Source organism: Streptomyces sp. NPDC037054 (genome assembly GCF_055606745.1).
On sequence record NZ_JBVJSJ010000020.1, the window covers coordinates 10,930 to 35,218 of the forward strand.

18 protein-coding genes and 2 pseudogenes are annotated in these 24,289 nt (G+C 73.6%); 8 read left to right on the forward strand and 12 right to left on the reverse strand.

What is annotated here, in order from left to right; translation table 11 throughout:
• Positions 1 to 242: 242 nt before the first annotated feature.
• The 5 genes and pseudogenes from ACZ7D7_RS32850 to ACZ7D7_RS32870 all read right to left on the reverse strand — a co-directional run bounded on the left by ACZ7D7_RS32850 (position 243) and on the right by ACZ7D7_RS32870 (position 5,545).
• On the reverse strand, positions 243 to 1,463 hold the full coding sequence (locus ACZ7D7_RS32850) for an FAD-dependent monooxygenase (RefSeq protein WP_470829122.1): 1,221 nt from the start codon (positions 1,461 to 1,463) through the stop codon (positions 243 to 245).
• Entirely contained in the window at positions 1,460 to 2,857 is a 1,398-nt protein-coding gene (locus ACZ7D7_RS32855; RefSeq protein ID WP_470829123.1) for an MFS transporter, read from the reverse strand. Before ACZ7D7_RS32855 ends, ACZ7D7_RS32850 begins: the two co-directional genes overlap by 4 nt.
• 258 nt (positions 2,858 to 3,115) lie before the next feature.
• A pseudogene (locus tag ACZ7D7_RS32860) lies at positions 3,116 to 3,439 on the reverse strand (ABC transporter ATP-binding protein); the annotation flags it as partial.
• A 153-nt stretch (positions 3,440 to 3,592) separates the two neighbouring features.
• On the reverse strand, positions 3,593 to 4,300 hold the full coding sequence (locus ACZ7D7_RS32865) for a response regulator (protein WP_470829124.1): 708 nt from the start codon (positions 4,298 to 4,300) through the stop codon (positions 3,593 to 3,595).
• 12 nt (positions 4,301 to 4,312) lie between these two features.
• Positions 4,313 to 5,545 carry a sensor histidine kinase gene (locus tag ACZ7D7_RS32870; RefSeq protein ID WP_470829125.1) on the reverse strand — a complete coding sequence of 411 codons (1,233 nt, stop codon included), beginning with the start codon at positions 5,543 to 5,545 and terminating at the stop codon, positions 4,313 to 4,315.
• A gap of 332 nt (positions 5,546 to 5,877) precedes the next feature.
• Between ACZ7D7_RS32870 and ACZ7D7_RS32875 the strand changes: the two genes are divergently transcribed.
• Together ACZ7D7_RS32875 and ACZ7D7_RS32880 are read left to right on the forward strand one after the other, a co-directional pair.
• Positions 5,878 to 6,561, forward strand: coding sequence for an HNH endonuclease family protein (locus ACZ7D7_RS32875; RefSeq protein ID WP_470829126.1), 684 nt, complete (start codon positions 5,878 to 5,880; stop codon positions 6,559 to 6,561).
• 134 nt (positions 6,562 to 6,695) lie between these two features.
• Complete coding sequence (locus tag ACZ7D7_RS32880) at positions 6,696 to 7,154, forward strand: hypothetical protein (RefSeq protein WP_470829127.1); 459 nt, start codon at positions 6,696 to 6,698, stop codon at positions 7,152 to 7,154.
• Between the two features lie 172 nt (positions 7,155 to 7,326).
• On the opposite strand, the gene ACZ7D7_RS32885 is transcribed toward ACZ7D7_RS32880, so the two are convergent.
• Complete coding sequence (locus ACZ7D7_RS32885; protein WP_470829128.1) at positions 7,327 to 8,067, reverse strand: peptidoglycan recognition protein family protein; 741 nt, start codon at positions 8,065 to 8,067, stop codon at positions 7,327 to 7,329.
• Positions 8,067 to 8,333, reverse strand: a complete 267-nt coding sequence (locus tag ACZ7D7_RS32890; protein ID WP_470829129.1) for a hypothetical protein — start codon at positions 8,331 to 8,333, stop codon at positions 8,067 to 8,069. Before ACZ7D7_RS32890 ends, ACZ7D7_RS32885 begins: the two co-directional genes overlap by 1 nt.
• Before the next feature lie 1,842 nt (positions 8,334 to 10,175).
• Between ACZ7D7_RS32890 and ACZ7D7_RS32895 the strand changes: the two genes are divergently transcribed.
• From ACZ7D7_RS32895 to ACZ7D7_RS32920, 6 genes are all read left to right on the forward strand, one after another.
• Positions 10,176 to 11,747, forward strand: a complete 1,572-nt coding sequence (locus ACZ7D7_RS32895) for an SDR family oxidoreductase (RefSeq protein WP_470829130.1) — start codon at positions 10,176 to 10,178, stop codon at positions 11,745 to 11,747.
• A gap of 46 nt (positions 11,748 to 11,793) precedes the next feature.
• Positions 11,794 to 13,167 (forward strand): cryptochrome/photolyase family protein, encoded by a 1,374-nt coding sequence (locus ACZ7D7_RS32900; protein WP_470829131.1) that lies wholly within the window; start codon positions 11,794 to 11,796, stop codon positions 13,165 to 13,167.
• Between the two features lie 647 nt (positions 13,168 to 13,814).
• A complete protein-coding gene (locus ACZ7D7_RS32905; protein ID WP_470829177.1) occupies positions 13,815 to 14,957 on the forward strand; it encodes a polyprenyl synthetase family protein in 1,143 nt (380 codons plus the stop codon).
• Positions 14,958 to 14,962: 5 nt separating this feature from the next.
• Complete coding sequence (locus ACZ7D7_RS32910; protein WP_470829178.1) at positions 14,963 to 16,525, forward strand: phytoene desaturase; 1,563 nt, start codon at positions 14,963 to 14,965, stop codon at positions 16,523 to 16,525.
• Positions 16,512 to 17,507, forward strand: a complete 996-nt coding sequence (locus ACZ7D7_RS32915) for a phytoene/squalene synthase family protein (RefSeq protein ID WP_470829133.1) — start codon at positions 16,512 to 16,514, stop codon at positions 17,505 to 17,507. Before ACZ7D7_RS32910 ends, ACZ7D7_RS32915 begins: the two co-directional genes overlap by 14 nt.
• Positions 17,504 to 18,517, forward strand: coding sequence for a DUF5914 domain-containing protein (locus ACZ7D7_RS32920; protein WP_470829135.1), 1,014 nt, complete (start codon positions 17,504 to 17,506; stop codon positions 18,515 to 18,517). The genes ACZ7D7_RS32915 and ACZ7D7_RS32920 overlap by 4 nt, the downstream gene beginning before the upstream one ends.
• Before the next feature lie 22 nt (positions 18,518 to 18,539).
• Here the strand turns inward: ACZ7D7_RS32920 and ACZ7D7_RS32925 are convergent, their stop codons facing one another.
• From ACZ7D7_RS32925 to ACZ7D7_RS32945, 5 genes and pseudogenes are all read right to left on the reverse strand, one after another.
• Positions 18,540 to 20,135: an FAD-dependent oxidoreductase gene (locus tag ACZ7D7_RS32925; RefSeq protein WP_470829137.1), complete on the reverse strand. Its 1,596-nt coding sequence runs from the start codon at positions 20,133 to 20,135 to the stop codon at positions 18,540 to 18,542.
• A complete protein-coding gene (locus tag ACZ7D7_RS32930; protein WP_470829139.1) occupies positions 20,132 to 20,893 on the reverse strand; it encodes a class I SAM-dependent methyltransferase in 762 nt (253 codons plus the stop codon). The genes ACZ7D7_RS32925 and ACZ7D7_RS32930 overlap by 4 nt, the downstream gene beginning before the upstream one ends.
• A complete protein-coding gene (locus ACZ7D7_RS32935) occupies positions 20,890 to 22,104 on the reverse strand; it encodes a lycopene cyclase family protein (RefSeq protein WP_470829140.1) in 1,215 nt (404 codons plus the stop codon). Before ACZ7D7_RS32935 ends, ACZ7D7_RS32930 begins: the two co-directional genes overlap by 4 nt.
• Positions 22,101 to 22,811: an SDR family NAD(P)-dependent oxidoreductase gene (locus ACZ7D7_RS32940; RefSeq protein WP_470829141.1), complete on the reverse strand. Its 711-nt coding sequence runs from the start codon at positions 22,809 to 22,811 to the stop codon at positions 22,101 to 22,103. Before ACZ7D7_RS32940 ends, ACZ7D7_RS32935 begins: the two co-directional genes overlap by 4 nt.
• A 134-nt stretch (positions 22,812 to 22,945) precedes the next feature.
• Positions 22,946 to 24,066, reverse strand: a pseudogene (locus ACZ7D7_RS32945) (FAD-dependent oxidoreductase); the annotation flags it as partial.
• Between the last annotated feature and the right edge of the window lie 223 nt (positions 24,067 to 24,289).

The window sequence follows — 24,289 nt, forward strand, 5'->3', positions numbered from 1 at the left end:
CACGCGGTACCGGCGGCGTGGGACACCGGCAGCGCGTGCGCGCGAATGTGACTCGCCATGCGAGACCCGCGGAGGCGGCCGAAGGTTGTGCGGTGCGCCGAAGGGACCTGAACGGGGCCTGGACTTGACCTGAACCAGGCCTGACGGGGAGGTGTCCGTTCTCCCTGACAATGTCGGAGGAACGGCTCGACTTGTTCCGGACGGCGTTCCATCAGCCGGCAGCGCCCGACCCGGCTCGGCGGTCAGGCCGGGCGCCGGGGCTCGGGCAGAGTGAGCGCCGAGTGAGCCGGGTTTCCCGCTGCCGGGGGCATGGCGCTGAGGCTGCGCAGCCGTTCGTTGCGCTGCTCCAGGGCCTGGGCGGTGGTGGGGAAGAGGGTGGCGCCGCCCTGGCCGACCAGGTCCTGGTTCGCGGTCACGAACTGCCGGGTGTCGCGTTCGTAGGCGGTGAGGCCCGCGCCGTGATCCCCGTCCGCGAGGCAGCCAGCGAGCATGTACGCGCCTACGAGCGCGAGGCTGGTGCCCTGTCCGGTGAGGAACGAGGGCGCGTACGCGGCGTCGCCGACCAGCGCGACCCTGCCGCTGGACCAGCGGGGCATGCGGATCTGGCTGACCCCGTCGAAGAACGGGTCCTCCGCCTCGCGGAGGGCGGCCAGCATGCCCGGGACCTCCCATCTCGCGTCGGCGAAGACCTCGGCGACCAGGTCGCGTTGGGCCTGCGGGTCCCGGAACGCCTCCGTGGGCGGCTCCGGCCGGGCGAAGTTCAGGAAGGCGTGCACCTCGTCGTCGTCGCCCGCGGCGTAGAGTGCCGCGGCGCGGCCCGGGGCGTTCCACATCACGGTCTCGTGGGAGAGCCCGAAGGTGTTGGGCATGGTGAACACAGCGAAGCAGTAGCCGAGGTAGCGGTGGAACTGCGCTTCGGGGCCGAACAGCATTTCCCGGGTACGCGAGTGCATGCCGTCCGCTCCGAACACCATGTCGAACGTACGGCTGCCGCCCCCGCGGAAGGTGACGTCGACCCCGCGGTCGCTCTGGTCGAGGGTGTCGACGGAGTCGTTGAACAGGAACTCCACGTCGTCACGGACCGCCGTGTACAGCGCTTCCGTCAGATCCCCGCGCCGCACCTCCAGGTCCCGTCCCGCGACGCCGCCGGTGACGGCATGCGGGTGCAGGGAGGTCACCTCGCTGCCGTCCGGGTCGAGGAAGGTCATCCGCCGCAGGTCGATGTGCGCGTCCCGCAGCCGCGGGAGGATCCCCATCCTCCGGACGACTTCCAGTGCGGTGCCGCGCACGTCGACGGGATAGCCACCCCCACGCAGGGTGGGCGACTTCTCCACGACCGTGACCGCGTATCCGTAGCGGTTCAGCCAGAACGCGAGGGCGGGCCCCGCGATGCTGGCCCCGGAGATCAGGACCCTGCGCCCCGGCGTGCCACGGACATCCGTCAGTTGATCGGTGCGGGTCATTCCTTTACTCCTTTGGGCATGGTGCGAGTGACGAGCAGGGCCAGCGACGTGACGACGCCGGCTATGACGAAGCCGGTGACGTAGGCCGATTCGGCCGCGACCTCCGACCCGGCAGGGGTGGCGGCGGTGAGGAGCGCACCACCGAGCTGCCCGCCCACGGCGTAGCCGAGTACGCGGCTCACCAGGACCAGGCTGGTGGCGATGCCGGTGTCCTTGGCATCGACGGCCGTGGCGGTGCTGGTCATCATCGCCGTGACGCACAGGCCGTTGGCCAGCGCGATCAGAGCCTTGCCGACGACGACGTGCCAGACCTCGGTGTGCACGGACGCCAGGACGACCAGGGAGACGGCCATCATGACGACCCCGGTGTTGACCACGGCACGCGAGCCGAAACGCCGGTCCCCGAGACCGCCGAGCGGCCCGGCCAGCGTCGCGGCGACGGCGCCGGGCAGCAGGAAGAAGCCGATCTCGGTGGCGCCGGCACCGAATCCGTACCCGTCGCCGCGCTCGTCGAGCAGTTGCGGAACGAGATAGACGGCCATCGAGGTGCCGAGGCAGATCACGAAGGTCAGCGCACACGCCTTCCAGATCGCGGGCCGTGCCAGCATGCGCAGGTCGATCATCGGAGAGGCCGCACGCCGTTCGACGGACACCCAGCCGGTGACGAAGACGGCCAGAAGCACGACGAGGGCGCCGAGCACGAATGGTTGCGAGGCCGCTTCGGGCGCCAGCGCGAGCACGAGCACGAGCGTGACCAGCGTCCCGCTCAGGAGCAGCAGGCCGGGCCAGTCGATGCCGGCGTCGTCCGACCCGCCCGGCTCGTCGGCCGGCATGAGCCTGTTCACGAGCAGGGTGGCCCCGATGACCGCGATCGTGGGCAGCGCGAACATCCAGTGCCGGGAGAGCTCTTCCGCCACCGGCCCGGCCGACAGCATGCCGACCATCCCTCCCCCGACGAAGAGTCCGCTGACCACCCCGATGGCGACCTTCGACTCTCCCGGGGGCAGGTTTCTGCGCACGACGATGAACGACAGGGGAAGCGCGCCCACCATCGCCCCTTGGAGCACCTGCCCGAGCAGCAGCACGGGCAGGTTCGGGGCCAGCGCGGACACCGAGCCGCCGACCGCGACGAGCGCCATCAGCCGGACCAGCACCCGTTTCCCGCCGTAGCGGTCGCCGAACTTGCCTGCCAACGGCGTGATGAGTGCCCCGGTGATGAGGAGCACGATGCTGAGCAGCGCCCCTTCGGACTGGCTCATGTCCAGTTCGCGTTCCAGGAGCGGGATGGTCGGTGACACGACCGACTCCAGAGCGCCGGTGGACAGTGCCAGTAAGCCGAGGGCCCCGACAGCGGCCTTCCTGATGGGGACCGGGGGAGCCAGGGTTGTGGTCATGAGTGTCCTTTCCGTCATTGCCGGGTGAGGAAGGGGGCGGGGGCGCGCTCGGCATGTGGCGCTGCCGCCCCGCGGCTTGTGCCGGACGCGGGCAAGGACCGCCGCGGCACGGTGTGCGCTGTCCGCGGCCCGAGAGACGGGAGCCGATACGGGTGGGAGCCGGGTGCGGGTGGGAGCCGGCGCGGGGCCGATGCGATGCCGGCTGCCGCACTGGATGGGTCAGGACCAGCCACGCTCGACGTGGTCGGCGAAGGCGCCGTCGGCGAGCTCGTTCTCGCTCATGCCGGTGCTCTCCGTGGCGCCGAGGAGCAAGGACCGCACCGTCGGCCGGTCGAGTCCGGCGGCGCACTGCGGGAAGGTGGACCTGCCGGACCCGGACGGGCCCATGACCGCGGTGAGCGCGCGGCGCGGCAGGGCGAGGTCGATGCCCGCCAGGGCGTGCACCGTGCCCGCGATGTCCGCGAGGGCGTGCGCCGTGCCCGCCCCGCGGTCGTACTGCCGCCGGACGTCGCGCCGTTCGACGGCGGGGCCGGGCGTGGCGGCCGGGACCTCGGGCCGGTGGTCCGCCTTCTGCCGCTTGCCCTGCGTCGTCGTCGCCTCATGTCCCGTCTTCCTCTCCGTGCACTTTCCGTGACGGGTGAAGAGTGCGGGGACGACTGGGCGCCGGGCGTCATACCGGGGAGCCAACGTGGGGGTGCTACCGCGGTAGGGGGTGGAGGAGGGGCGGGGGTGGTGCTACTCGCCCGGAACGACCAGCCCCGACTCGTAGGCGAAGACCACCGCCTGGGCGCGGTCACGCAGGTCGAGCTTGGTCAGGACGCGGCTGACGTGCGTCTTCACCGTCTGCTCAGCCAGCACCAGCGTCTGCGCGATCTCGCCGTTCGACTGCCCGCGGGCCACCAGCGTGAGGACCTCGGTCTCGCGCTCCGTCAGGCCTTTGAGTCGCCGCGCGGACTTGCCCCGCGTGGCGGGACGCTGCTGGGCGAAGTCCGCGATGAGGCGGCGCGTCACGGATGGGGCGAGCAGCGCGTCGCCCGCGGCCACGATGCGGACCGCCGCGATGAGGTCGGCCGGCGGCGCGTCCTTGAGGAGGAAGCCGCTCGCGCCCGCCCGGAGCGCCTCGTAGACGTAGTCGTCGACGTCGAAGGTGGTGAGCATCAGGACGCGCGGCCGGTGTTCCCCCACTGCCTGAAGGGCGTGGGAGGTGCCCCCACCACCGGGTGCCGGCTCCAGGAGGCGGCGTGCGGCCTCCAGCCCGTCCATTTCGGGCATCCGTACGTCCATCAGCACGACGTCCGGGTGGGTACGCCGGCTCAGCTCGACGCCCTGCGCGCCGTTGGGGGCCTCGCCCACCACGTCGATGTCGCTCTGGGCGGCCAGCAGGGCGGCGAAGCCGGCCCGCACCATGGCCTGGTCGTCGACGATGATGACGCGCGTCGTCACGTGAAGTCCTTTTCAGTCGCGGATGTTCAGGGGAAGTCGGGCGGCGACCCGGAAGCCGCCGTCCGGCAGCGGCCCCGTGTCGAGGCTGCCGCCGACGAGCCGCACCCGCTCGCGCATGCCGACGAGGCCGTGCCCGGTGCCGCCCGCTTCGAGCGGCCCGTCGGGCGGCTGGGGCGGCGGTCCGTTGACGACCAGGACGGTGAGCCGCGCACCGTCCTGCGGACCGGGCCGCGTCACCGACAGCGACACCTGCGTGCGGGCACCCGGCGCGTGCCGCACGACGTTCGAAAGAGCCTCCTGGACGATCCGGTACGCGGACAGGCCGACCGCCTCGGGCACCTCGACGTCGCAGGGGGTGAACTCCACCGGCCCGCGGGCTTTCGCCGTCACTTCCACCAGCTGCCCGATCTGCGCCAGGCCCGGCTGGGGCCCGAGCTCGCCGTGCGCCTCCTCGTTGCGCAGCACGCCGAGGAGCCGTCGCATTTCTCCGAGCGACTCGCGCGCGGTCGCCGCGATGGACGTGAACTCCTCCCGCACGTCCGGCGGCAGCCCGTCGAGGCGGTACTCCGCGGTGTCCGCCTGCACCGTGATGACGGACATGTGGTGCGCCACCACGTCGTGCAGCTCGCGGGCGATCCGGGCGCGTTCCTCCAGCAGCGTCCGCCGGCCACGTTCGGCCTCGCTGATCGTCTCCTGCTCGACCAGCCTGCGTTGCGCCTCGGACCGCTCGCGCAGCGCACCGCCCAGCAGGAGCGCGACGCCCCCGAGGATGGTGAACAGCAGGCCCACGGCGCCGAAGTCATGGGGCGCGACAAACCCCAGGGCCACGTTCGCGGCGGCCGTGACCACCCACACGAGCAGCAGTGTCCGGCGCGGCTCGCGCAGTCCCAGGGCGAGGCAGAGGCCGACGTACCCGACGATCTCCATGGGCGGGAACGGCCACAGCAGCCGCTCCTGGAAGTCGACGGTGAGCAGGGCGAGCGCCCCGGCGACGTCCGCGACGAAGACCACGTACCAGGCCTGCAACGGCCGTACAACGGCGAGCAGTAGGGGCGCGGCCTGCGCGACGGCCAACCCGCCGGCGACACCTCCGGTCAGGCCGTAGTCGGCGGTGAGGACCACGATGGTCGTGGGCAGCAGGGCGGTGCACAGCACGAACGCCACGGCCCACGGCAGCAGCCGCACCCATCGCCGCGAAGCCCCCGCGAGCAGTGCGCGCGGGCGTTCCCCCTCCACTTCGGTCATGCGCACCAGCCTATGTGCACCGCGACGGCGTCCGGAGTGGCGCAAGACGTCGGCACCTCGTATCCCGGCACGCAGCGGTTCTCCCAGCGCGCGAGGGGCACACCTTCCCCTGCCCCTGCCGGAGGCGACACCACTCAGTCCTCGGGCCACCCCTGCGCTACGGGGACCGTTCGCTCGCCCCCTGCGTCGACCGCAGGACCTCTCATGCCGCCCCAAGAAGCTGTGGCCGCAGGGTGAATCGTTCCCGCGGTGAATGTCCGAACCCGTGAGGGTGAACCACGGCCACTCCGGGCAACCACGGGGACGCCACGGCCGGTAGAACGCGGGGAGTGATGACACACCTGCTACGCGGCGTCGGCACCTTCTCCCTCGCCCTCGTCCCGCTCATGGCATCCACACCCGCCCACACCGCTGTGGCCTCCCCCGGACTCCGGGCCGCCGAGGTCACCACCCTCGCCGACGCCGTCGGCCTGGTCCCGGTCGACAACGAGGACCGCACCGGCTACACCCGCACCTCCTTCCGGCACTGGAACTCCGGCGACCTCGCCGACGGGTGCAACACCCGCAAGGAAGTCCTCATCGCCGAAGCCACCACCGCCCCGGCCATCACAGCAGGTTGCAAACTGTCCGGCGGCACCTGGCACTCCTACTACGACACCCAGGACGTCACCGACCCCCGCGCCCTCGACATCGACCACGTCGTCCCCCTCGCCGAAGCATGGGGTTCCGGCGCCTCGGCCTGGACCGACGCCCGCCGCGAGGCCTACGTCAACGACCAGGGCCAAGCCGCCTCCCTGGTCGCGGTCACCGCCCGCGCGAAGCGGCAGAAGGCCGACCAGGACCCGTCCCAGTGGCTGCCGCCCGCCCCCGACGCGCACTGCCGGTACATCGGCGAATGGGTCGCCACCAAACTCCGGTGGAAGCTCACCGCGGACACCGCCGAAATGGACGCCCTCAAAGTGTTCGCCGAAGGCCCCTGCGAAGACACCATCGTCCAGCACCAACCCGCCGCATGACGCCCGAAGACCACCCCGCACAGACACCGTCGGGCGAGTGGGTGCCAGGGCATCCCGGCCCGTACCAACGGCCAGTGCCGGCCCATGGCCTGACGACAGTCCAGTCTTCGCACACCCCAACCGAAAGGAATCCCATGACACCCCAACGACTCGCCGCCACAGCAGGCGCGGTCCTGCTGACCGCGCTGGCACTGCCGGCAGACGCCCGCGCCGCCGCCATCGCCTGCGCAGGCGCCGTCTCGACCCAGAACATCCGCGCACAGGGCTGCATCTCCGCCGAACGGTGGGCAGACGGCCGCATCTTCATGCGGAACATCACCGCCCACGCCGTCATCACCAATTCCCGCGCCCGCGCCTCCTACGTCGACTACGAAGCGTTTTTCCGCATCCGCGAAGGCGGCCACTGGGTCAAACTCGGCAACGGCCGCACACTCGTCCCCCGCAGGTCCACCATCGGCCCGCTCGAGCTCGGCAACAGCGACCGCGTCTGCGGCCCCGTCAACGCCACCGCAGAAATCCGGGTACACGTGAGGCCGGCCGGCGGGGCATGGAGCAACTGGAGCACCGCCGCAACCAAGCAGTGCCAGACATAAGCCACACACCAAGTTGACCGAGGAGGCGAGCGGCTGCTGGTCGTCGTGAGCAGCGCTGACACCGAGGCGCGGGCCGTCGTCCGCGGGATCGCCGATTCGTCGGATCCGCAGTACTCCGTGACCACCGGCCGAGCCGTTCGGCAGCCGCTCGGCTCGGCCGGTGGTGCGTCGGTCAGGAGAAGGCGGCGGCCCAGGTGTTGGGGCCGACGATGCCGTCCGCTGTCAGTCCGCGCTTGGCCTGGAAGTCGCGGCACGCGGCGTCGGAGCCGGCACCGTACTGGCCGTCCACGGACAGCGAGTAGCCGAACCGGGTGTTCATCCGGTACTGCCAGGTCGCCACGCTCGCGTGCACGAACGTCGGAGGCTGCCGGAAACTGACCCCGGGATACGGCAGCGGTCCGCCGCCGGGGTTCACCTCACCGCTGACGACCCTCGCGTAGAGGGCGCCCGGGCACTCCGTGCCATGGTGATCGCGGTGTCCGGTGATGGCGCGGGCCGCGCCGCCCGACACCCGCAGCCGGTTGATGCCGTACCGGATCGCGTCGATCAGCTGCGGGGTGATCGTGTCGTAGTTGCTCGCGGTGCCGCCGGTGAGGGCGCAGACCGCGTACCAGTCGTCATTGCCCTGAGTGGTGCCCTGCGCGGCGGTGCGTACGTGCTCGCCGCGGCCCTGGAAGACGTAGCCGTGCACGCAGGCGAGGTGGCTGTAGGCGATGTCCGACCAGCCGTTGGTGTCCATGTGGTGGTTCTGGATACCGCGCACCTGGGCGGCGCAGTCCGCGTGGTTCGTTCTGGCGACCTTGACCGCGTCGACGTGGTGCACGACGACGCCGCCCTGCGCGGGGGTGATGTTGCTGCTCACGCTGCGGGGTGCTCGGGCGCCCCACTGGGAGCGGGAGACGAAGGTGGCCATCAGTCGCGTCCTCCGTGACCCACGGCGCAGTCCACCGTGGCGTTGAGGGGCTCCGCGTACGCGCTGCGGGCCGCTTCGGGCGCGTAACGGGCGGCGGGGTGACGGGGATGCGTGACCAGGGGCAGTTCACGGGTCGCCGCCGGGACGGTGCCGGTGGCTGTGGCCGTGGTGGTGGCACGAGCGGTGCCGGAACAGATGACCGGCAGCGCGAGTGCGCTGCCGGCCGCGGCCAACAGAGCGGCGCGGCGTGACGGGCCGTTACTCAACGGACCTCCAGGTGACAGTGGGGTTACTGTGATTGTCAGGAACGCGACAACCCGCCGTCAAGATGCCCACCGCATCACAACTCCCGAGCTGGACAACGACTTTGACGTCGGTCCGCTGTCCGCGCCGAAGTCGCTGATCGAGCCGCCCACTCGCAGTGCCCGTGGCAGGTTTCCGGAGTCGGCGTCGACGTCGCCCGCGGGCCTCCAGCCGGTGGCGCCACCGTGCGTGCAGACGCAGTGGGCGAAAGGGCCGCAACGAGGACGTCAGCAGGCCGACCACAGCTCCTACGTGGTCAGGCTGCACGGACGCGAGGACGCCAGTCACGCAGCCCGGACGGCCCGCCTGGCTCGGGCCACCTGCCGGAACTCGGAGCGCGCCGCAGCCACCGAGAGGACCAGCGGCGCGCAGCGTCGCGGTGCCGGGACGGCAGGGTGCCAGGGCGGTGCGGTGCGGCAAGAACTTCGCTGATTCCCGGGCGGGTGCGATCGTTGGCGCTGGTTCATGTCCTGCTCACCCGGGCCGCACGGGGTCAGGAGCGCAGGGCAGGCAGCCGGGCACAGTCCTCCGCGCCGGCCAGGCTGTCACCCGGGGTGCGGAGGGACAGCAGACGCAACGGCCGCCCGGCCGAGGCCGCCGCCTCCATTTTGTGACGGCCGTCGGTGCCGAAACGCAACCGCGCCTCGGGGACAGCTGAGGTCGGGCGCGGTGAAGTGGCCGGTGCCATCCAGGGATCCGGTGGCCGGAAAGTTGGTGGTGAGTTCGGTGAGCGGGCGGCGCAGGTCCGGGCGTGCCGCCAGGAGCACCCGGGCTGTCCCGGCCAGTGCGGAGGCGGCATTTCCGTTCAGGCGGCGAGGGGAGATCTTGACGCGGAGCCCGGCGGCCAGCTCGTCCAGGTGCTGCTCGACCACCACCTCGTACAACACCTTGGGAAGGCGCGGGATTCGGTCGGCGTACCAGCCGGTGGGGCGGACAGCCGCAGCGCGGGGCCCTCGTCGGCTCGCGGCGGCGGAGCCGTTCTCGGCGACGGGACTGCTCGCCGCCGGTGGCCGGGCCGACGAGGCGGCCACGGACGGTGGTCCGCCGCCTGAGTCCGCGGCCACGCGCCGGTCGCGCGACCGCCGCCAGACGTGCCCCCCGCCACCGGGCGCACGCCCCGCGTCCGCCACCACCACCGGACGTGCGAGCGCCGCCGGTGCCGCCCCCACCGGATGTGCCCCCAGCATGCGCCACCAACATCTGACGTGACCTCGCCACCGCCACCACCACTCAACGTCAGTGGTGCATCCGCCACCACCGCTGAACGTCACTCGTGCATCCGCCACCGGCGCCGCGACCGAAGTGTGCCGTGAGGACGAGGCGAGCGCGGCCCGTGCCGGCGCACCGGACCCGTATCCGGAATGGTGGGACGCTCATGCGCGCGCCGTGGCCGCGGACCCGGCGTCCGGCACAGCGGACCCGATTGACGCGTCTGACACACGCGATCGGTGGTGCGACGACGCCATCGGTGCGGGAGAGAACCGCGGCAGGTGACCCGGGCGGCGCCGTTCACCCGGCGCGGCCCGCGCCCGGAGACGGCGGCTGCCGCGATGATCCGGCTCGCGGGAGGCGTGGCGGCGTGCACCGGTGCTTTGCGCGGTGCTCCGGCCGACACCTCGGTGGAACCGGCCGGCTCCCGGGCACCCGCCTCCTGGTTCCAGGTGGCGGCGGCCGGTGGCCAGTGACGGTCCGGCCTCGTTGGCGGCGGCCGGTGGCCGATGGCGGCCCGGCCTCGACGGGCGTGGTGACGCCGTGGCACCCATGATCGGTCGGTAGGACGGTGAGCAGGAAGAAGGGGCAGGATCGTGGTGCCGAACGGAGTGCGGGGTGCGGAGCGGCTGCACTGTCTGGTGACCGGCGCGTCCGGGTACATCGGCGGGCGCCTGGTGCCCGAGTTGCTGGAGGCCGGTCACCGGGTGCGCTGCCTGGCCCGCTCCCCCGCCAAGCTGCGTGACCAGCCCTGGGCGGCGGATGTGGAGACTGCGCGGGGGGACGTCACCGACCCGCGTTCGCTCGCCGAGGCGATGCGCGGTGTCGATGTCGCCTTCTACCTGGTGCACGCCCTCGGAACGGGTGCGGACTTCGAGGACACCGACCGCAGGGCGGCACGCGTCTTCGCGCGGGAGGCGCGTGAGGCGGGCGTCCGCCGGATCGTCTACCTGGGCGGTCTCACGCCGCGGGACGTCCCCGAGCAGTCGCTCTCCCCGCACCTGCGTTCACGCGCGGAGGTGGGGCGGATCTTCCTCGACTCCCAGGTCCCCGCCACCGTTCTGAGGGCCGCGGTCGTGATCGGCTCGGGGTCGGCGTCGTTCGAGATGCTGCGCTACCTGACCGAGCGGCTGCCCGTCATGGTGACACCCAGTTGGGTGCACACCCGCACCCAGCCCATCGGCGTGGGCGACGTGCTGCGCTACCTGGTCGGCTCGGCCACCATGCCGGACGACGTGAACCGGGCCTTCGACGTCGGCGGACCGGACGTGCTCACCTACCGCGAGATGATGCGCCGCTACGCGGCCGTCGCCGGGCTCCGACGGCGGGTCATCGTGCCGGTACCGGTCCTCACCCCGCGGCTGTCCAGCCACTGGGTCGGCCTGGTGACACCGGTCCCGGCGTCCATCGCACGGCCCCTGACGGAGTCGCTGCGCCATGAGGTGGTCTGCCAGGAGCACGACATCGCCCGGTACGTCCCCGACGCCCCGGACCGCCCCCTGCCGTTCGACGAGGCGCTGGCGCTGGCCCTGCGGCGGGTCCGGGAGGCGCAGGTCGCCACGCGCTGGTCGTCCGCCTCCGTGCCGGGAGCCCCCAGTGACCCCCTCCCCACCGACCCCGACTGGGCCGGCGGCAGCCTCTACGAGGACGAACGGCGACTGCCGGTCGACGCTTCCCCGGAGGCGCTGTGGAAGGTGGTGGAGGGCATCGGCGGTGACAACGGCTGGTACTCCTTCCCGCTGGCCTGGGCGGTCCGCGGCTGGCTGGACCGGTTCGTCGGCGGTGTCGGCCTTCGCCGCGGACGCCGGGACGCGGAGCGCCTGCGGGTGGGCGACTCGCTGGACTTCTGGCGCGTCGAGGAGATCGAGCCGGTACGGCTGCTGCGGCTGCGCGCGGAGATGCGGCTGCCGGGACTGGCCTGGCTGGAGATGTACGTCGAGACGGATGCGAACGGCGGTACCGCCTACCGGCAGCGGGCGCTGTTCCACCCGCGAGGGCTCTTCGGCCACGTCTACTGGTGGGCCGTCTCCCCGTTCCATGCCGTCGTCTTCGGCGGCATGGCCCGCAACATCGCCCAGGCCGCCGCGAAAGGGCTGACCGCGCGGAGGAGTGACCGGCGCGCACGGCGCATCCGGCGCGGGCGTCCCCGACGAAGTGCGGAGCGATAGCACCCGTTCAGGTATCACGGCGTACCACTGCACCAGGAGTGACTCCATGACCGTCGCGGTCGTCCTGTTCACCTCGGACCTTCGTCTGCACGACCATCCTCCGCTGCACGCCGCGCTGAAGGCGGCGGACGAGGTGGTGCCGCTGTTCGTGCTCGACCCCGGCATCCGTGCGGCGGGCTTCGACGCGCCCAATCGGAGAGCCTTTTTCGCCGACTGCCTGGGTGACCTCGACGCCTCGCTGCGCCGCCGCGGTGGCCGGCTCGTGATCCGCGACGGGCCGGTCGTCCGGGAGGTCCGCGCGGTCGCCGCAGAGTGCGGGGCCAGCGAGGTGCACATGGCCGCAGGCGTCACCGCGTACGCCCACCGCCGTGAGCAGCGGCTGCGCGAGGCACTCGGCGGCGACGGTGTGGCCCTGCGCGTGCACGAGGCGGTGATCACCGCTGTCGCCGCGGGAGCGGTGACACCCTCCGGCTCCGACCACTTCGCCGTGTTCACCCCGTTCTTCCGCCGCTGGTCCCAGGAGGCGCTGAGGAAGCCCCTGGCCGCGCCGCGCACCGTGCGCGTCCCAGGCGGAGTGCGCGGCGAGCGGCTGCCCGACCGCGCGGACGTGTCCGGTACGTCGCCCGGTCTGCCGACCGGGGGCGAGACGGCCGGGCGCGACCGGTTCGCGCGGTGGTCGCGTTCCGGGCTGTCCCGTTACGAGGACCGGCACGACAACCTGGCGGGTGACGGCACGTCCCGGCTCTCGCCGTACCTGCACTTCGGAGCGCTGTCCCCCGTGGAACTCGTCCAGCGGTCCCGGACGCACGGCGGGCCGGGCGCGGAGGCGTTCGTGCGTCAGCTGTGCTGGCGGGACTTCCACCACCAGGTGCTGGCGGCGCGGCCCGGGGCGTCGACCGAGGACTACCGTACCCGCCACGACCGGTGGCGGGACGAGGAGGAGGCGGCCGAGGACATCGCCGCGTGGCGGGAGGGACGTACGGGATATCCGGTCGTCGACGCGGCGATGCGTCAGCTGCGCCACGAGGGCTGGATGCACAACCGGGCGCGCCTGCTGGTGGCGAGCTTCCTGACCAAGACGCTGTACGTCGACTGGCGGATCGGCGCCCGGCACTTCCTGGACCTCCTCGTGGACGGCGACGTCGTCAACAACCAGATGAACTGGCAGTGGGTCGCCGGTACCGGCACCGACACCCGCCCCCACCGGGTGCTCAACCCCCTCGTCCAGGCCAGGCGGTTCGACCCGGACGGTACCTACGTGCGCCGCTGGGTCCCGGAACTCGGCGACGTGGACGGCAGGAGGGTGCAAGAGCCCTGGCGCCTGACGACGGAGGAACGCTCCGCGCTCGACTATCCGGAGCCGGTCGTCGACCTCGCCGACGGGCTCGCACGCTTCAGGCACGCCCGCGGCCGCGACTGAGGAGACGACCTCTCGTGCACTGGCTCTTCGGCGACCAGCCCGGCCCGGACTTCCTCGAACCGGGCGAGGACGGGCCCGGCCGCGACACGCCCCGGCTCATGACCGAGGCCCGCTCCGCGTTCCGACGGCGCCGCTTCCACCGGGCCGAGGCCCACCACGTGCTGTCAGCGATGCGCCACCGCGCAGCCGGACCCGGAGACCGCGTCACCCACGTGCGTGCCGGCACCTACCGCGACGACGACCTCGGCCGGGCGGCAGGCGGGCGCCCGGTCGGTGTCCACCGCCCCACCTCGCACGTGGCTCTCCGCCTGGTGCGGTCCTTCCCGCGCGTGGCGGTGGGCCCCGCCCGCGGGTTCCTCGTCCCGAAGGCCGACTTCGCGCAGTGGACGGACGGCCACTGCGCGAAGCGGCGGCAGGAGGACTTCCCCCGCCGGGTCCGGCGGGGGCACGACCTGCTCAACGCGGACGTACGTCAACAGGGGCACGCGCCGAATGACACGCTGCCATCAGCGACATGGCGGCGGTGGCCCGGTGAGGTGACGTCCGTCGGGCACCGGCGTGCGACCGGCAGGAATCAGTGCATCCGTACAGGGGCACCCGGCGGAAGCACTGCCGTGCGGATGACCGAGAGTGAGAAGGGGTTGCGCATGCCTGGACTGCCGCCGGCGGTGGCCCCACCGGCCGACCACGTCGACGAGCTGCTGACCGCGTCCGAGGCTACCGAGGCCGCCGGCGCCGTGCTCCGGCAGATCCTCGACGAGCGACTGCGTGAGTGCCGCGCGGTCGACCCGGTCTTCGCCCGGGAGCTGGCCACCCGGCTGGCCGCCCTGGTCGGGCGGGGCGGCAAACGGCTCCGTACGGCGTTCGCCCACTGCGGCTGGCGCGCCGCCGGCGGCACGGGGGACGCCACCGCGGTGCTGCGCACGGGAGCCGCCCTCGAACTGCTCCAGGCCTGCGCCCTCGTGCACGACGACGTGATGGACGGCTCCGTGCGGCGCAGGGGCGGCGCGGCCCTGCACGTCGAACTCGCGCGTGCGCACTGGGCGGCGGGCATGCGCGGATCCGCGGAGGCCTTCGGGACGTCGGCCGCCGTGCTCGCCGGCGACTTGGCGCTGGCCTGGGCGGACGATCTGCTGACGGAGACGGCGCTCGGCACGCCGCACGGCCGGCGCCTGCACGAGGAGTGGCGGGCGATGCGCACCGAGATGGTCGCCGGGCAGTACCGCGACCTGCACGCCGAGGCCGCTCGATCCTCGGGTGTCGACGAGGCGCTGGCCATCGCCACGCTCAAGAGTGCCCTGTACACCGTCGCCCGGCCCCTCGCGCTCGGTGCCTCGCTGGCCGGGGCCGACGCGTACGTGGTGGAGGCCCTGCGGGCGGCCGGCCGGTGCGCCGGGCTGGCCTTCCAGCTCCGGGACGACCTGCTCGGAGCCTTCGGCGACCCGGCGCGGACCGGCAAGCCGGCCGACGACGATTTGCGCTCCCGCAAGCTGACCTACCTCCTCGCCGTCGCCCTGCGACTGGCCGACGCCACCGACGACCACCTGGCCGCCGCGACGCTCGCGCCGGACGCGGACCCGCGGTCCGAGCACGCCGTGCGGCGCGTGCGGGCGGCACTCGAACGCACCGGCGCCCGGGACCTCGTGGAGGCGAAGATCGAGGAACTGGCCGAGACGGGCCTCGGCCACTTCGAGCGCGCCGGCGCCCACCCTGCCGTACGCCGCGAGTTCGCCGCACTGGTGGAACGCGCCACCGGCGTGGCCGCGCACCGGACGGAGGAGGTCGCGTGAAAGGCATTCCGGGTCGGACCGACCATGTCGTCGTAGTGGGTGCCGGACTGTCCGGACTGGCCTGCGCGCTGCACCTGCTGGGTGCGGGCCGCCGGGTCACCGTCGTCGAGCGGGACGCGGGTCCCGGCGGCCGGGCCGGTCGCGTCCGGCTGGGTGGCTACGAGCTGGACACCGGGCCCACGGTGCTGACCATGCCGCACCTGGCCGACGAGGCGTTCGCCGCCGTCGGCGACAGCCTGCACCGCCGTGTCACTCTGACGGCCCTGGACCCGGCCTATCGCGCCTGCTTCGCGGACGGTTCCTCGCTCGACGTGCACACCGACGGGGAGGCGATGGAGGCGGAGGTGCGCCGCTTCGCCGGACCGGCGGAGGCGGCCGGTTACCGGGATCTGCGACGGTGGCTGGAACGTCTGTACCGGGCGCAGATGCGCCGTTTCATCGACACGAACTTCGACTCGCCGTTCCAGCTGCTGCACCCGGATCTGGCCCGGCTGGCGGCACTGGGCGGATTCGGACGGCTGGACGGCCGCATCGGCCGCTTCCTCTCCGACGAACGCCTGCGCCGCGTCTTCTCCTTCCAGGCGCTGTACGCCGGCGTCGCCCCGGCCCGCGCGCTCGCGGCCTACGCGGTGATCGCGTACATGGACACCGTGGCCGGCGTCTGGTTCCCGAAGGGCGGCATGCACGCCCTCCCCCGCGCCATGGCCGACGCGGCGGCGGACGCCGGTGCCGGCCTGCGCTGGGACGCCGAGGTGAGCGGCCTGGAGCGCTCGGCGGGCCGCGTGCGGGCCGTCCACCTGGCCAGCGGCGAGCGCATCCCCTGCGACGCGGTGGTGCTCACGTGTGAGCTGCCCGCCGCCTACGGGCTGCTGGAACGGACGCCCCGGCGGCCGGTGCGACTGCGCCACTCACCGTCCGCCGTCATCCTGCACGCGGGCACCGACCGCACCTGGCCTCACCTCGCCCACCACACCCTCTCCTTCGGCGCCGCGTGGGAGCGCACCTTCGACGAGCTGACCCGCACGGGCGAGCCGATGAGCGACCCCTCCCTCCTGATCACCCGCCCCACCGCGCACGATCCCTCCCTCGCACCCCCGGGGCGCCACCTCCACTACGTCCTCGCCCCCTGCCCCAACACCGCGGTCGGTCCCGCCGCCACCGGTTGGCGGGACCTGGGCCCCCGCTACCGCGACCGCCTGGTCGCCGAGCTGGAGCGCCGGGGCCTGGACGGCTTCGCGGACAGCGTCGAGGAGGAACTCCTGGTGACGCCGCTCGACTGGGCGAGGCAGGGCCATGCGGCCGGCAGCCCCTTCTCGGTCTCCCACACGTTCGCCCAGACCGGGCCGTTCCGCCCGCGCAACCTCGTACGAGGACTGGACAACGTGGTGCTCGCGGGCTGCGGGACCACTCCGGGCGTCGGCGTTCCGACCGTCCTGATCAGCGGCAAACTCGCCGCCGCCCGCGTCACCGGCGGCACCGGTCGCCGGCCCGCCAGGGCGCGCCGGCCCCTGGCCGCTCCCGCCACGCCTTCCGCCCTGGCCCCGGCAGGTGCCGATGACCCGTCGTGAACTGGACGCCGCTGGGATCACCGGTCCCGCGCTGCGCGCCGCCTACGCCGAGTGCCGACGGCTCAACGCCCGGCACGGCAAGACCTACTTCCTGGCCACCCGCCTGCTACCGCTCGAACGCCGCTCCGCCGTGCACGCCCTGTACGGCTTCGCCCGCCGGGCCGACGACATCGTGGACGACCTCGGCCGGCACCGGACGCCCGAGGAACGCGACCGGCAGTTGCGCCGGCTGGAGAGCGACCTCGCGAGCGGGCTGCGATCCGGTGCCGGCGCCGAACCGGTGGTCCGGGCCGTCGCCGACACCGCCGCCCGGTACGACATCGCCCCCGTGCTGTTCGCCGACTTCCTGTCCTCGATGCGCGCCGACCTGACCGTGACCCACTACGCCACGTACGCCGATCTTCAGGGCTACGTGCACGGTTCGGCGGCGGTGATCGGCCTGCAGATGCTGCCGGTCCTCGGCACGGTCACGGACCGGGAGGAGGCGGCGCCGCACGCGGCGGCGCTCGGGGTGGCGTTCCAGCTCACCAACTTCCTGCGGGACGTGGGCGAGGACCTCGACCGGGGCCGCGTCTACCTGCCCGGCGATCTGCTCGCCGCGCACGGTGTGGACAGGCCCCTCCTGGAGTGGAGCAGGCGCACCGGGCGCGACGACCGCCGGATCCGCGCCGCTCTCGTCGCGGCGGAGGCCATGACGAGAGGCGTGTACCGGACGGCGGAGCCGGGCATCGCCATGCTCGATCCGCGGGTGCGTCCCTGCATCCGCGCCGCGTTCACCCTCTACGGCGGGATCCTCGACGCGATCGCCGAGCAGGACTACACCGTGCTGCACCGCCGTGCCGTGGTGTCGCGCCGGCGGCGTGCGGCGGTCGCGGCGGCCGGGGTGGTGCGCGTGGCCGGTGCCCGGTGGCGTACGGACGCCCCGCCTCGGACGGACACGGCGGGCGGTCCGGCAGTCGGACGGAAGGGGCCTGTGCGGTGAGTGGGCGGATGGGCGGGAAGCGCTGGACACCGCCGTTGCGGCTCAGGCGGGCCAACCCGGACTGGGCGGCGCAGCCACCGACCTGGCGCCAGGCGCGACCAGCGCTGATCGCCGAGGCGCTCAAGCGGGCGTCGGCCCGTCCGTCCGGCAACTGGTTCGTCGTCGGTGCCTCCCGTCGGCTGCGCGCGGAAGGCCGCCCCCACGGCAGGACCGTGGCCGGCGTGGAGGTCGTGCTGTGGCGCTCGAAGACCGGTGAGCTGCGCGCGGGTCCCGGTGTCTGCCCGCACCTGGGCGCGCCCCTGCGTGAGAGCCGGGTGGCGGCGTGCGGCACGCTGGTGTGCCACTGGCACGGCCTCGCCCTGGACGGTTCCGCCACCGCCGGCTGGGAACCGTTCCCCGTGCACGACGACGGCGTACTCGTCTGGGTCAGGCTGGACGAGGTGGGCGGCGAGGAGCCCACCGACCGTCCCGCGGTGCCCGTGCGGCCCGCGGCGGGCCGTGGGGTCGACGCGGTGTTCACGGCTGTGGGGCGGTGCGAGCCGCAGGACGTGGTGGCCAACCGGCTCGACCCGTGGCACGGCTCGTGGTTCCACCCGTACTCGTTCGTCGACCTGACGGTGGCTCGCGAGCCGCGGAGCGAGGAGGACGACGCCTTCGTCGTCGACGTCTCCTTCCGGGTGGCCGGGCGCCTGGTGGTGCCGGTGCGGGCCGAGTTCACGGCGCCGGAGCCGCGCACGGTCGTCATGCGCATCACCGACGGGGAGGGGGCCACCTCCGTGGTGGAGACACACGCGACCCCGCTGACAGGAGTGGGGCACGCGCGTCCGCGCACCGCCGTGGTCGAGGCGGTCGTCGCCGCGTCGGCCCGGCCCGGCTTCGCGCTCGCGCGGGCTGCCGCCCCCGTGCTGCGCCCGTTGATGCGCCGTACGGCCGGGCGCCTGTGGCGCGACGACCTGGCCTACGCCGAACGCCGGTGGGCGCTGCGCAGCACCGGGCGGTTCCCCGGCTGACCCTACGGCGGCCAGGCGTCGGTCAGGCAGACGAGCGGCGTCCCGCGACGGCTCCGAGCGCCCGCAGGAGGGGGGACCGTCCCGCGCGGGGGACGGTCCACAGCACCTGGCCGCGCACGCCCCGGTCGGCGAGCAGCGCGTTCGCCGCCAGGAAGCCGGTGGTGGCGGCCCGTTCCATGAGGGCGACGGGCAGGTCGCAGCGGATGGCGTCGCCGGCCAGCGTCAGCCACGAGTGGGGCGTCCGTACGGTGGGACGCCGGTGGTGGGAACCGACCGGGAAGAGCGGGCAGTCCGACCGCCACTCGTGCCGGGCGTCGACGACACGCGCCCCACGGGTCTCCGGGTACACCCGGTGCAGCCGGTCGACGAGCATGTCCCGCACCTTCTCCGGTTCAGCGGAGGCCACGGAGGGGTCGACGGCGTAGGCGTGCAGTTCCACCACCGATCCGCCGGTCCGCGCGGCCCAGCGGGCGGCCTCGCCCTCGTACCGTTCCAGGACGCTGACGTTGTCCAGACCGCCGTAGCCGCTGGTGCCGAGGAATCCCGGCCGGTCGGCGTGCACCGGCCGGTCGAGCCAGAGCCGGGAGACGAGGAAGGGCGGTGCGGTGCGCAGGGCGGCGACGTTCTCGCGCCAGCCGGAGGTGCCCAGGCCGGGTGACGCTCCGACGATCCGGCGAAGTCGCCCGGGATCGAGGGCCAGCACCACGGCGTCGTGGTGCCCGGTGCCGGCGTCGGTGAGCACGTGCGCTCCTTCGTCGCGGGCGTCGAGGGCGTCGCCGTCGGGGAGCACGCCGTGCACGGGCGTGCCCGTGCGGATGTCGGCGCCGAGGCGCTGGAGGTAGTCGCCGAGGGGGTCCCAGAGCGCCTGGGGAAAGGGCTCGCCCGGCACGTCGAAGAGCAGGCCCTCGGCCGATCCGAGGAAGTAGATGTGGAACATCAGCAGCAGTTCGGCTGCGGACAGCTCACGCGGATCGGCGAAGAAGCTGCGGGAGAACACCTCGAACGCCAGGTGGTGCGCGGCCTCCGGGAAGCGGATGCCCTCCAGGAAGGCGGTGGCGGTGATCTCGTCGAAGCGTTCGTAGACCTCGGGCACGCGCACGTCGAGGAGCGGGAGGGCGGCCCGGGGGTCCATGGCGGCGAGGTCGCGCCATCCGAAGGTGGGACTGAGGGCGACGAATCCGAGCGCGCTGAACGGCGGTGTCCTCGGGACGCGGGCGAAGCCGTCCGTCAGGCCACCGCTGTGCCGCAGGGGGTAGTCGGGCAGCGGGGTGAGCCGCGCGAGGGAGGGGTCGGTGCGGCGCAGCAGGCCGCGGAGGTTGTAGTACTGGCGGAAGAAGGCGTGGAAGCCGCGGGTCATGGTGACCGGGGAGCCGTCCGTCAGCCGGGTGTGCCATCCGGAGAGCCGTCCGCCGAGCGATGCCTCCTTCTCGTACAGGGTCACGCGGGCGCCGCGTTCGGCGAGCAGGGTGGCCGCGGCCAGGCCGGCGATTCCACCGCCGACCACCGCGACGGACGGCTCCTCCCCGCGCGGGAAACGGTCCCGGCCGGGCGGGGGGAGCAGCACTTCGGCCTTGCGGTCGCGGCCGCGCCGGGCGGCTGCGGTACGGCGTGCGGTCACTGGGCGTGCTCCCCTGCAGGGGCAGGAGTCGTCGTGGGACCACTTGCCGGGGACGGGCCGTTGCGGGCGAGGAAGGTGTGCACGATGCCCTTCTGCCATCCGGCGACGGGGGCGACGCGTACGCCGGTGAAGCCTGCGCGGTCCAGGCGGGCCGCGAAGGCGGGGGCGGTGTCGAAGGCGGCGACGCTGTGCCGGAGGTGGCGGTAGAGCGCGCGGTCGCCGGTGAGCGTGCCCATGGGGATGACGAGTCCGCGGCACACCGCCGTCCACAGCGCGGCGTGCACGCGCGAGCCGCTGAGGCTGTACTCGTGGACGGCGAGCCGTCCGCCCGGCCGCAACACTGTCCGGACACTGGCGAGGACCGCGTCCGGGTCGGTGACGTTGCGGAACAGGTAGGCGGCGAAGACCGCGTCGAAGGGGCCTTCGCCGGCCGGCGCGACCTCCTCGGCGGTCAGGTGCAGGAAGTTCACGTGTGCGGGCCACGGCTTGGCCAGGGCGCGGCGCAGCATGCCGTCCGACGCGTCGACCGCGGTGATCCGGGCCCGGGGGGCGGCTTCGAGCAGGGCGCGCGTCGAGGCGCCGGTACCGCAGCCGAGGTCGAGCAGGTGCAGCCCGGCCCCTTCGTCGGGCAGGCGCATGCGGCGGGCCGAGCGCCGCAGGCCGGTGCGGTAGCCGGGGTTGAGGGAGGTGAGCCGGTCGTAGGTGTGGGAGGCGTGGTCGAAGGCGCGGGTCAGGTCGCGGTCGCGCAGCAGGCTCATCGGCGGTCTTCTCCGTTTCTGGTGGCGTGCTCGGAGCGGCGGGGGACGAAGGGCAGCCCGACCGCGGTGCGGAGCATCGGCAGGACGGGGGTGCGCAGGCCGATCCCCCACTCCTCGCGGAGCGAGGTGGCGCCGTCGAGGAAGCGCAGGACACGCTCGGCCGGGACGTGGCGGAACAGGTCGGTGAAGAAGGAGGGGCCGTCGATCCGCCCGGTGTCCAGGGCCCGCAGCAGGATCGCGTCCATGGCCAGGGCCCGTCGTCCGTGGGGGGCGGGGGCGTTCCCGCGCGGCCGGCGCAGCCAGTCGGCGACGGCCCTGCTCTGCCGCTGCACCGCGGCGAAGGTGTAGCCGGTGGCGGGACGGGTGGCGCCGCCCGCGGTGCCGACCCGGAAGACGGCGGGACCGGCCCGCCGCGGAAAGCGGGCGTCGGTCATGGGGATGGCCCCCTGCTCGGTGCGCTCCACGGTGAACGCACCGAGCCCGAGGGTGTCGCGGCAGTAGCGACCGAGTGCCGACTCGTACGCCTCGGTGGTCAGCCGGCCCGCGGAGAACTCGGTGTACTCCACGAGAGCGCGGTGCGCGGTGAGCGGCAGGACGTACCCGAAGGCGAGCCCGTGTGCCGGTTGGGGCACCCTGAAGTCCATCAGGTCGGCGACGGCCGGATCGAACCGTGCGGTGTCCGTGCGGACGAACCAGCCGCGGAAGTGCTGGAGCAGCCGTGTCCGGGCCGGCGGCAGCGAGCGCGGGGGCCGTGAGTCGAAGACCCACCGGGCGCGCAGTGCCAGGGGCCGGCCGCTCGGCAGGGTGCAGCGGACCTCCGCGCCGCCGGGCACGTCGCGCACCGCTTCCGCTGTCGCGCGCAGGAGACGCCCGCCCTCCGACCGTGCCAGGTGGCCGTGGACCAGCCGCTCGTAGTCGGTCGAGCGGACCATGCGGTAGGTGAACGGGGCCGGGTCGACGGTGGTCGGCCGACCGTCGGCGCCGTGCAGGCGCAGAACGGACCAAGTGGCGCAGACGACCTCCTCAAGGCCGTCGACGCCCGCCCCCCAGTAGCACCAAGTCCGCTCAGGGGGGCGCGGCGGCCCGTCCGGCGGCTCGATCACGGTGACGGTGGCGTCGCCGGTCTCCGTCAGCCGGTGGGCGAGGCCGAGACCGGCCGCGCCGCCGCCGACGACGATCACGTCGGTGCCCTCGGTGGAGTGCGGTGTCACCGGGCCCGCCGTTCGACGACGGGGGTTCCGTCCAGCGACGTGGCCACCAGTTCGGCCCCCGTCTCCAGCGCCTCCGCGACGGCGGCGGCCACGTGACGCGGGTCGCCGCCCTGCGGCAGCGGTGGGGCGGTGCCGACCACCGGACGACGGGCGAAGCCGGTGTCGAGATGTCCCGGCCGGATCTCCAGGACCCGGACACCAGTGCTCCGCGTCTCGCGGCGTACGGCGTCCAGCCAGGCTCTCAACGCGGCTTTGGAGGCGCTGTAGTCGGCCATCGCGGGCTGCGGGCGCTGGGCCACCACGCCGGTGACGGCGGCGATGGCCGAACCGGGCCGCAGGACGCCGAGCGCGGCGCGGAAGAACGCGGCGGGCGCGAGGTGGTTGACCGCCGTCAGATGCTCCGCGACCTCGTCACCGACCTCGTCCGCCGTGCCGAAGGCCACGGCTCCGAACGCGACAACGACGGCGTCCAGACCGCCGAGGGCGGCCGACGCGTCGCGGACGGCACGCGCACACGACTCGGGCACATAGGCGTCGAACGGGATGGCCGGGACGCCAGGATGCGCTCGGGCGGCGCGGGCCAGGCGGCTCGGATCGCGTCCGGCCAGGGCCACCCGCACGCCCCGGCCGGCCAGCTCGGCGGTGATCGCGCCACCCAGCGCTCCGGTGGCACCGGCCACCAGGATGCGGGCATCGGTCAGTTCCACGCTCACTCCCGGACACGGACGACGAGTTCGTCCACTCGGCACTGCTTCGGCGACGGAGCGGTGTGCGGATGCGCCTTTCGCCGCTCGCTCCCGGCGGCACCACTTCTGCCCGAGGCGGCGGCTCCCTCTCTCACGGCCAGGTCGGCTGCCACCTCTCGCGCGGCTCGCGCGCCCGATGCCCGGGCGCCCTGCAGCGAACCGGTCGCCCGGTGGTCCCCGCACACGTAGCTGCCCGGTCCGTGGCGGGTGGTGCGGCTGCGAGGCCAGGCCGGGAGCATCTCGGGCAACGCGCTCTCGACCGTGCGGGCGGCGACCTGATGCCAGTCGCTCGTGTCGGTGCCGTACGGATCGGCCCCCGGCACCGCACTGGTCTCCACCTCCGTACTGGGCACGGACCGCCCGGCCAGACCGGGGCGGTGCTCCGGCGCATGGCCAGGGTCGGCTCGACCGGAGCGGTTCTCAGCACCTGCGTCCTCAGCGGGGTCGCCCCCGTGGAGCAGGTGGTCACGGTGCGGGTGTCCGGGACGGTCAGGTCGGGCAGCAGGCGGGCCGCCGTCGCCGGGGCCGTCGCCACCACGACGGCCCGGGCCGGCACCTCGCCCCCGTTTCCGAGCAGCGCCCCGGCGTCCGTGATCCCGGCGACGGGCGTACCGAGGCGCAGGACGCCGGCGTGCAGGCCGTCGGCGGGTCGGGCGGGCACGGCGCCGGATCCGTCCGCCGGCAGGCACAGGGTCCCGGAGACCGTGCTGCGCCGGACCAGGTGGAAGAACCGCGCGGAGGTCTTCAGCCGGTCCTCCAGGAACGCGCCCGCCAGGAACGGCCGCAGGACGTCGGCGATCGCGTCGTCCGACATGCCCGCTGCGGACAGGGCGGCCGAGGTGGAGCGGTCGCGGCGCCGTCGGACGGTGGACGCGGGCAGCACGGCGTCCCGTGCGGTGAGTGCCGCCGGAGCGGCGAGGCGTACGGGCCCGTGCGTCGTGTGGGCGACGAAGCTCGCCGTGAACGGACACAGTCGCAGACTTCGCAGTCCCAGGCGCCGGTTCACCTGCGGATCCAAGGTGTTGAACACCTGGAAACCGCGATCCAGCAGGGATCCGTCCCGCCGGTCCGCGCGCATCCGGCCGCCCACGCCGTCGGACGCCTCCGGCAGGGCCACCCGCCGTCCGGTCCGGCACAGGTCCAGGGCACACGCCAGGTCGGCCCGGCCCGCACCGACGACGACGGCGTCCGGTGCCCGGCGGTGCATGTCGCTCACCACCGGTGCTCCGCGGTGTTCGTCGCTCATACGTCTCCTCGGTCGATGCCGTTCCCGTGGCCGCCGAAAGCCGATCCCGTACGCTCCGCCTCCATCTCCACCTCCGAGTGTCGTCCAGTACCCGCGACCGGCCGGGCCAGACCCGATGCCGGAACCCGGCGAGAGAGCACCCGCCGAACACGACACGGCCGTCGCCACCGCTACAGCGGACCACGTCCCGCGG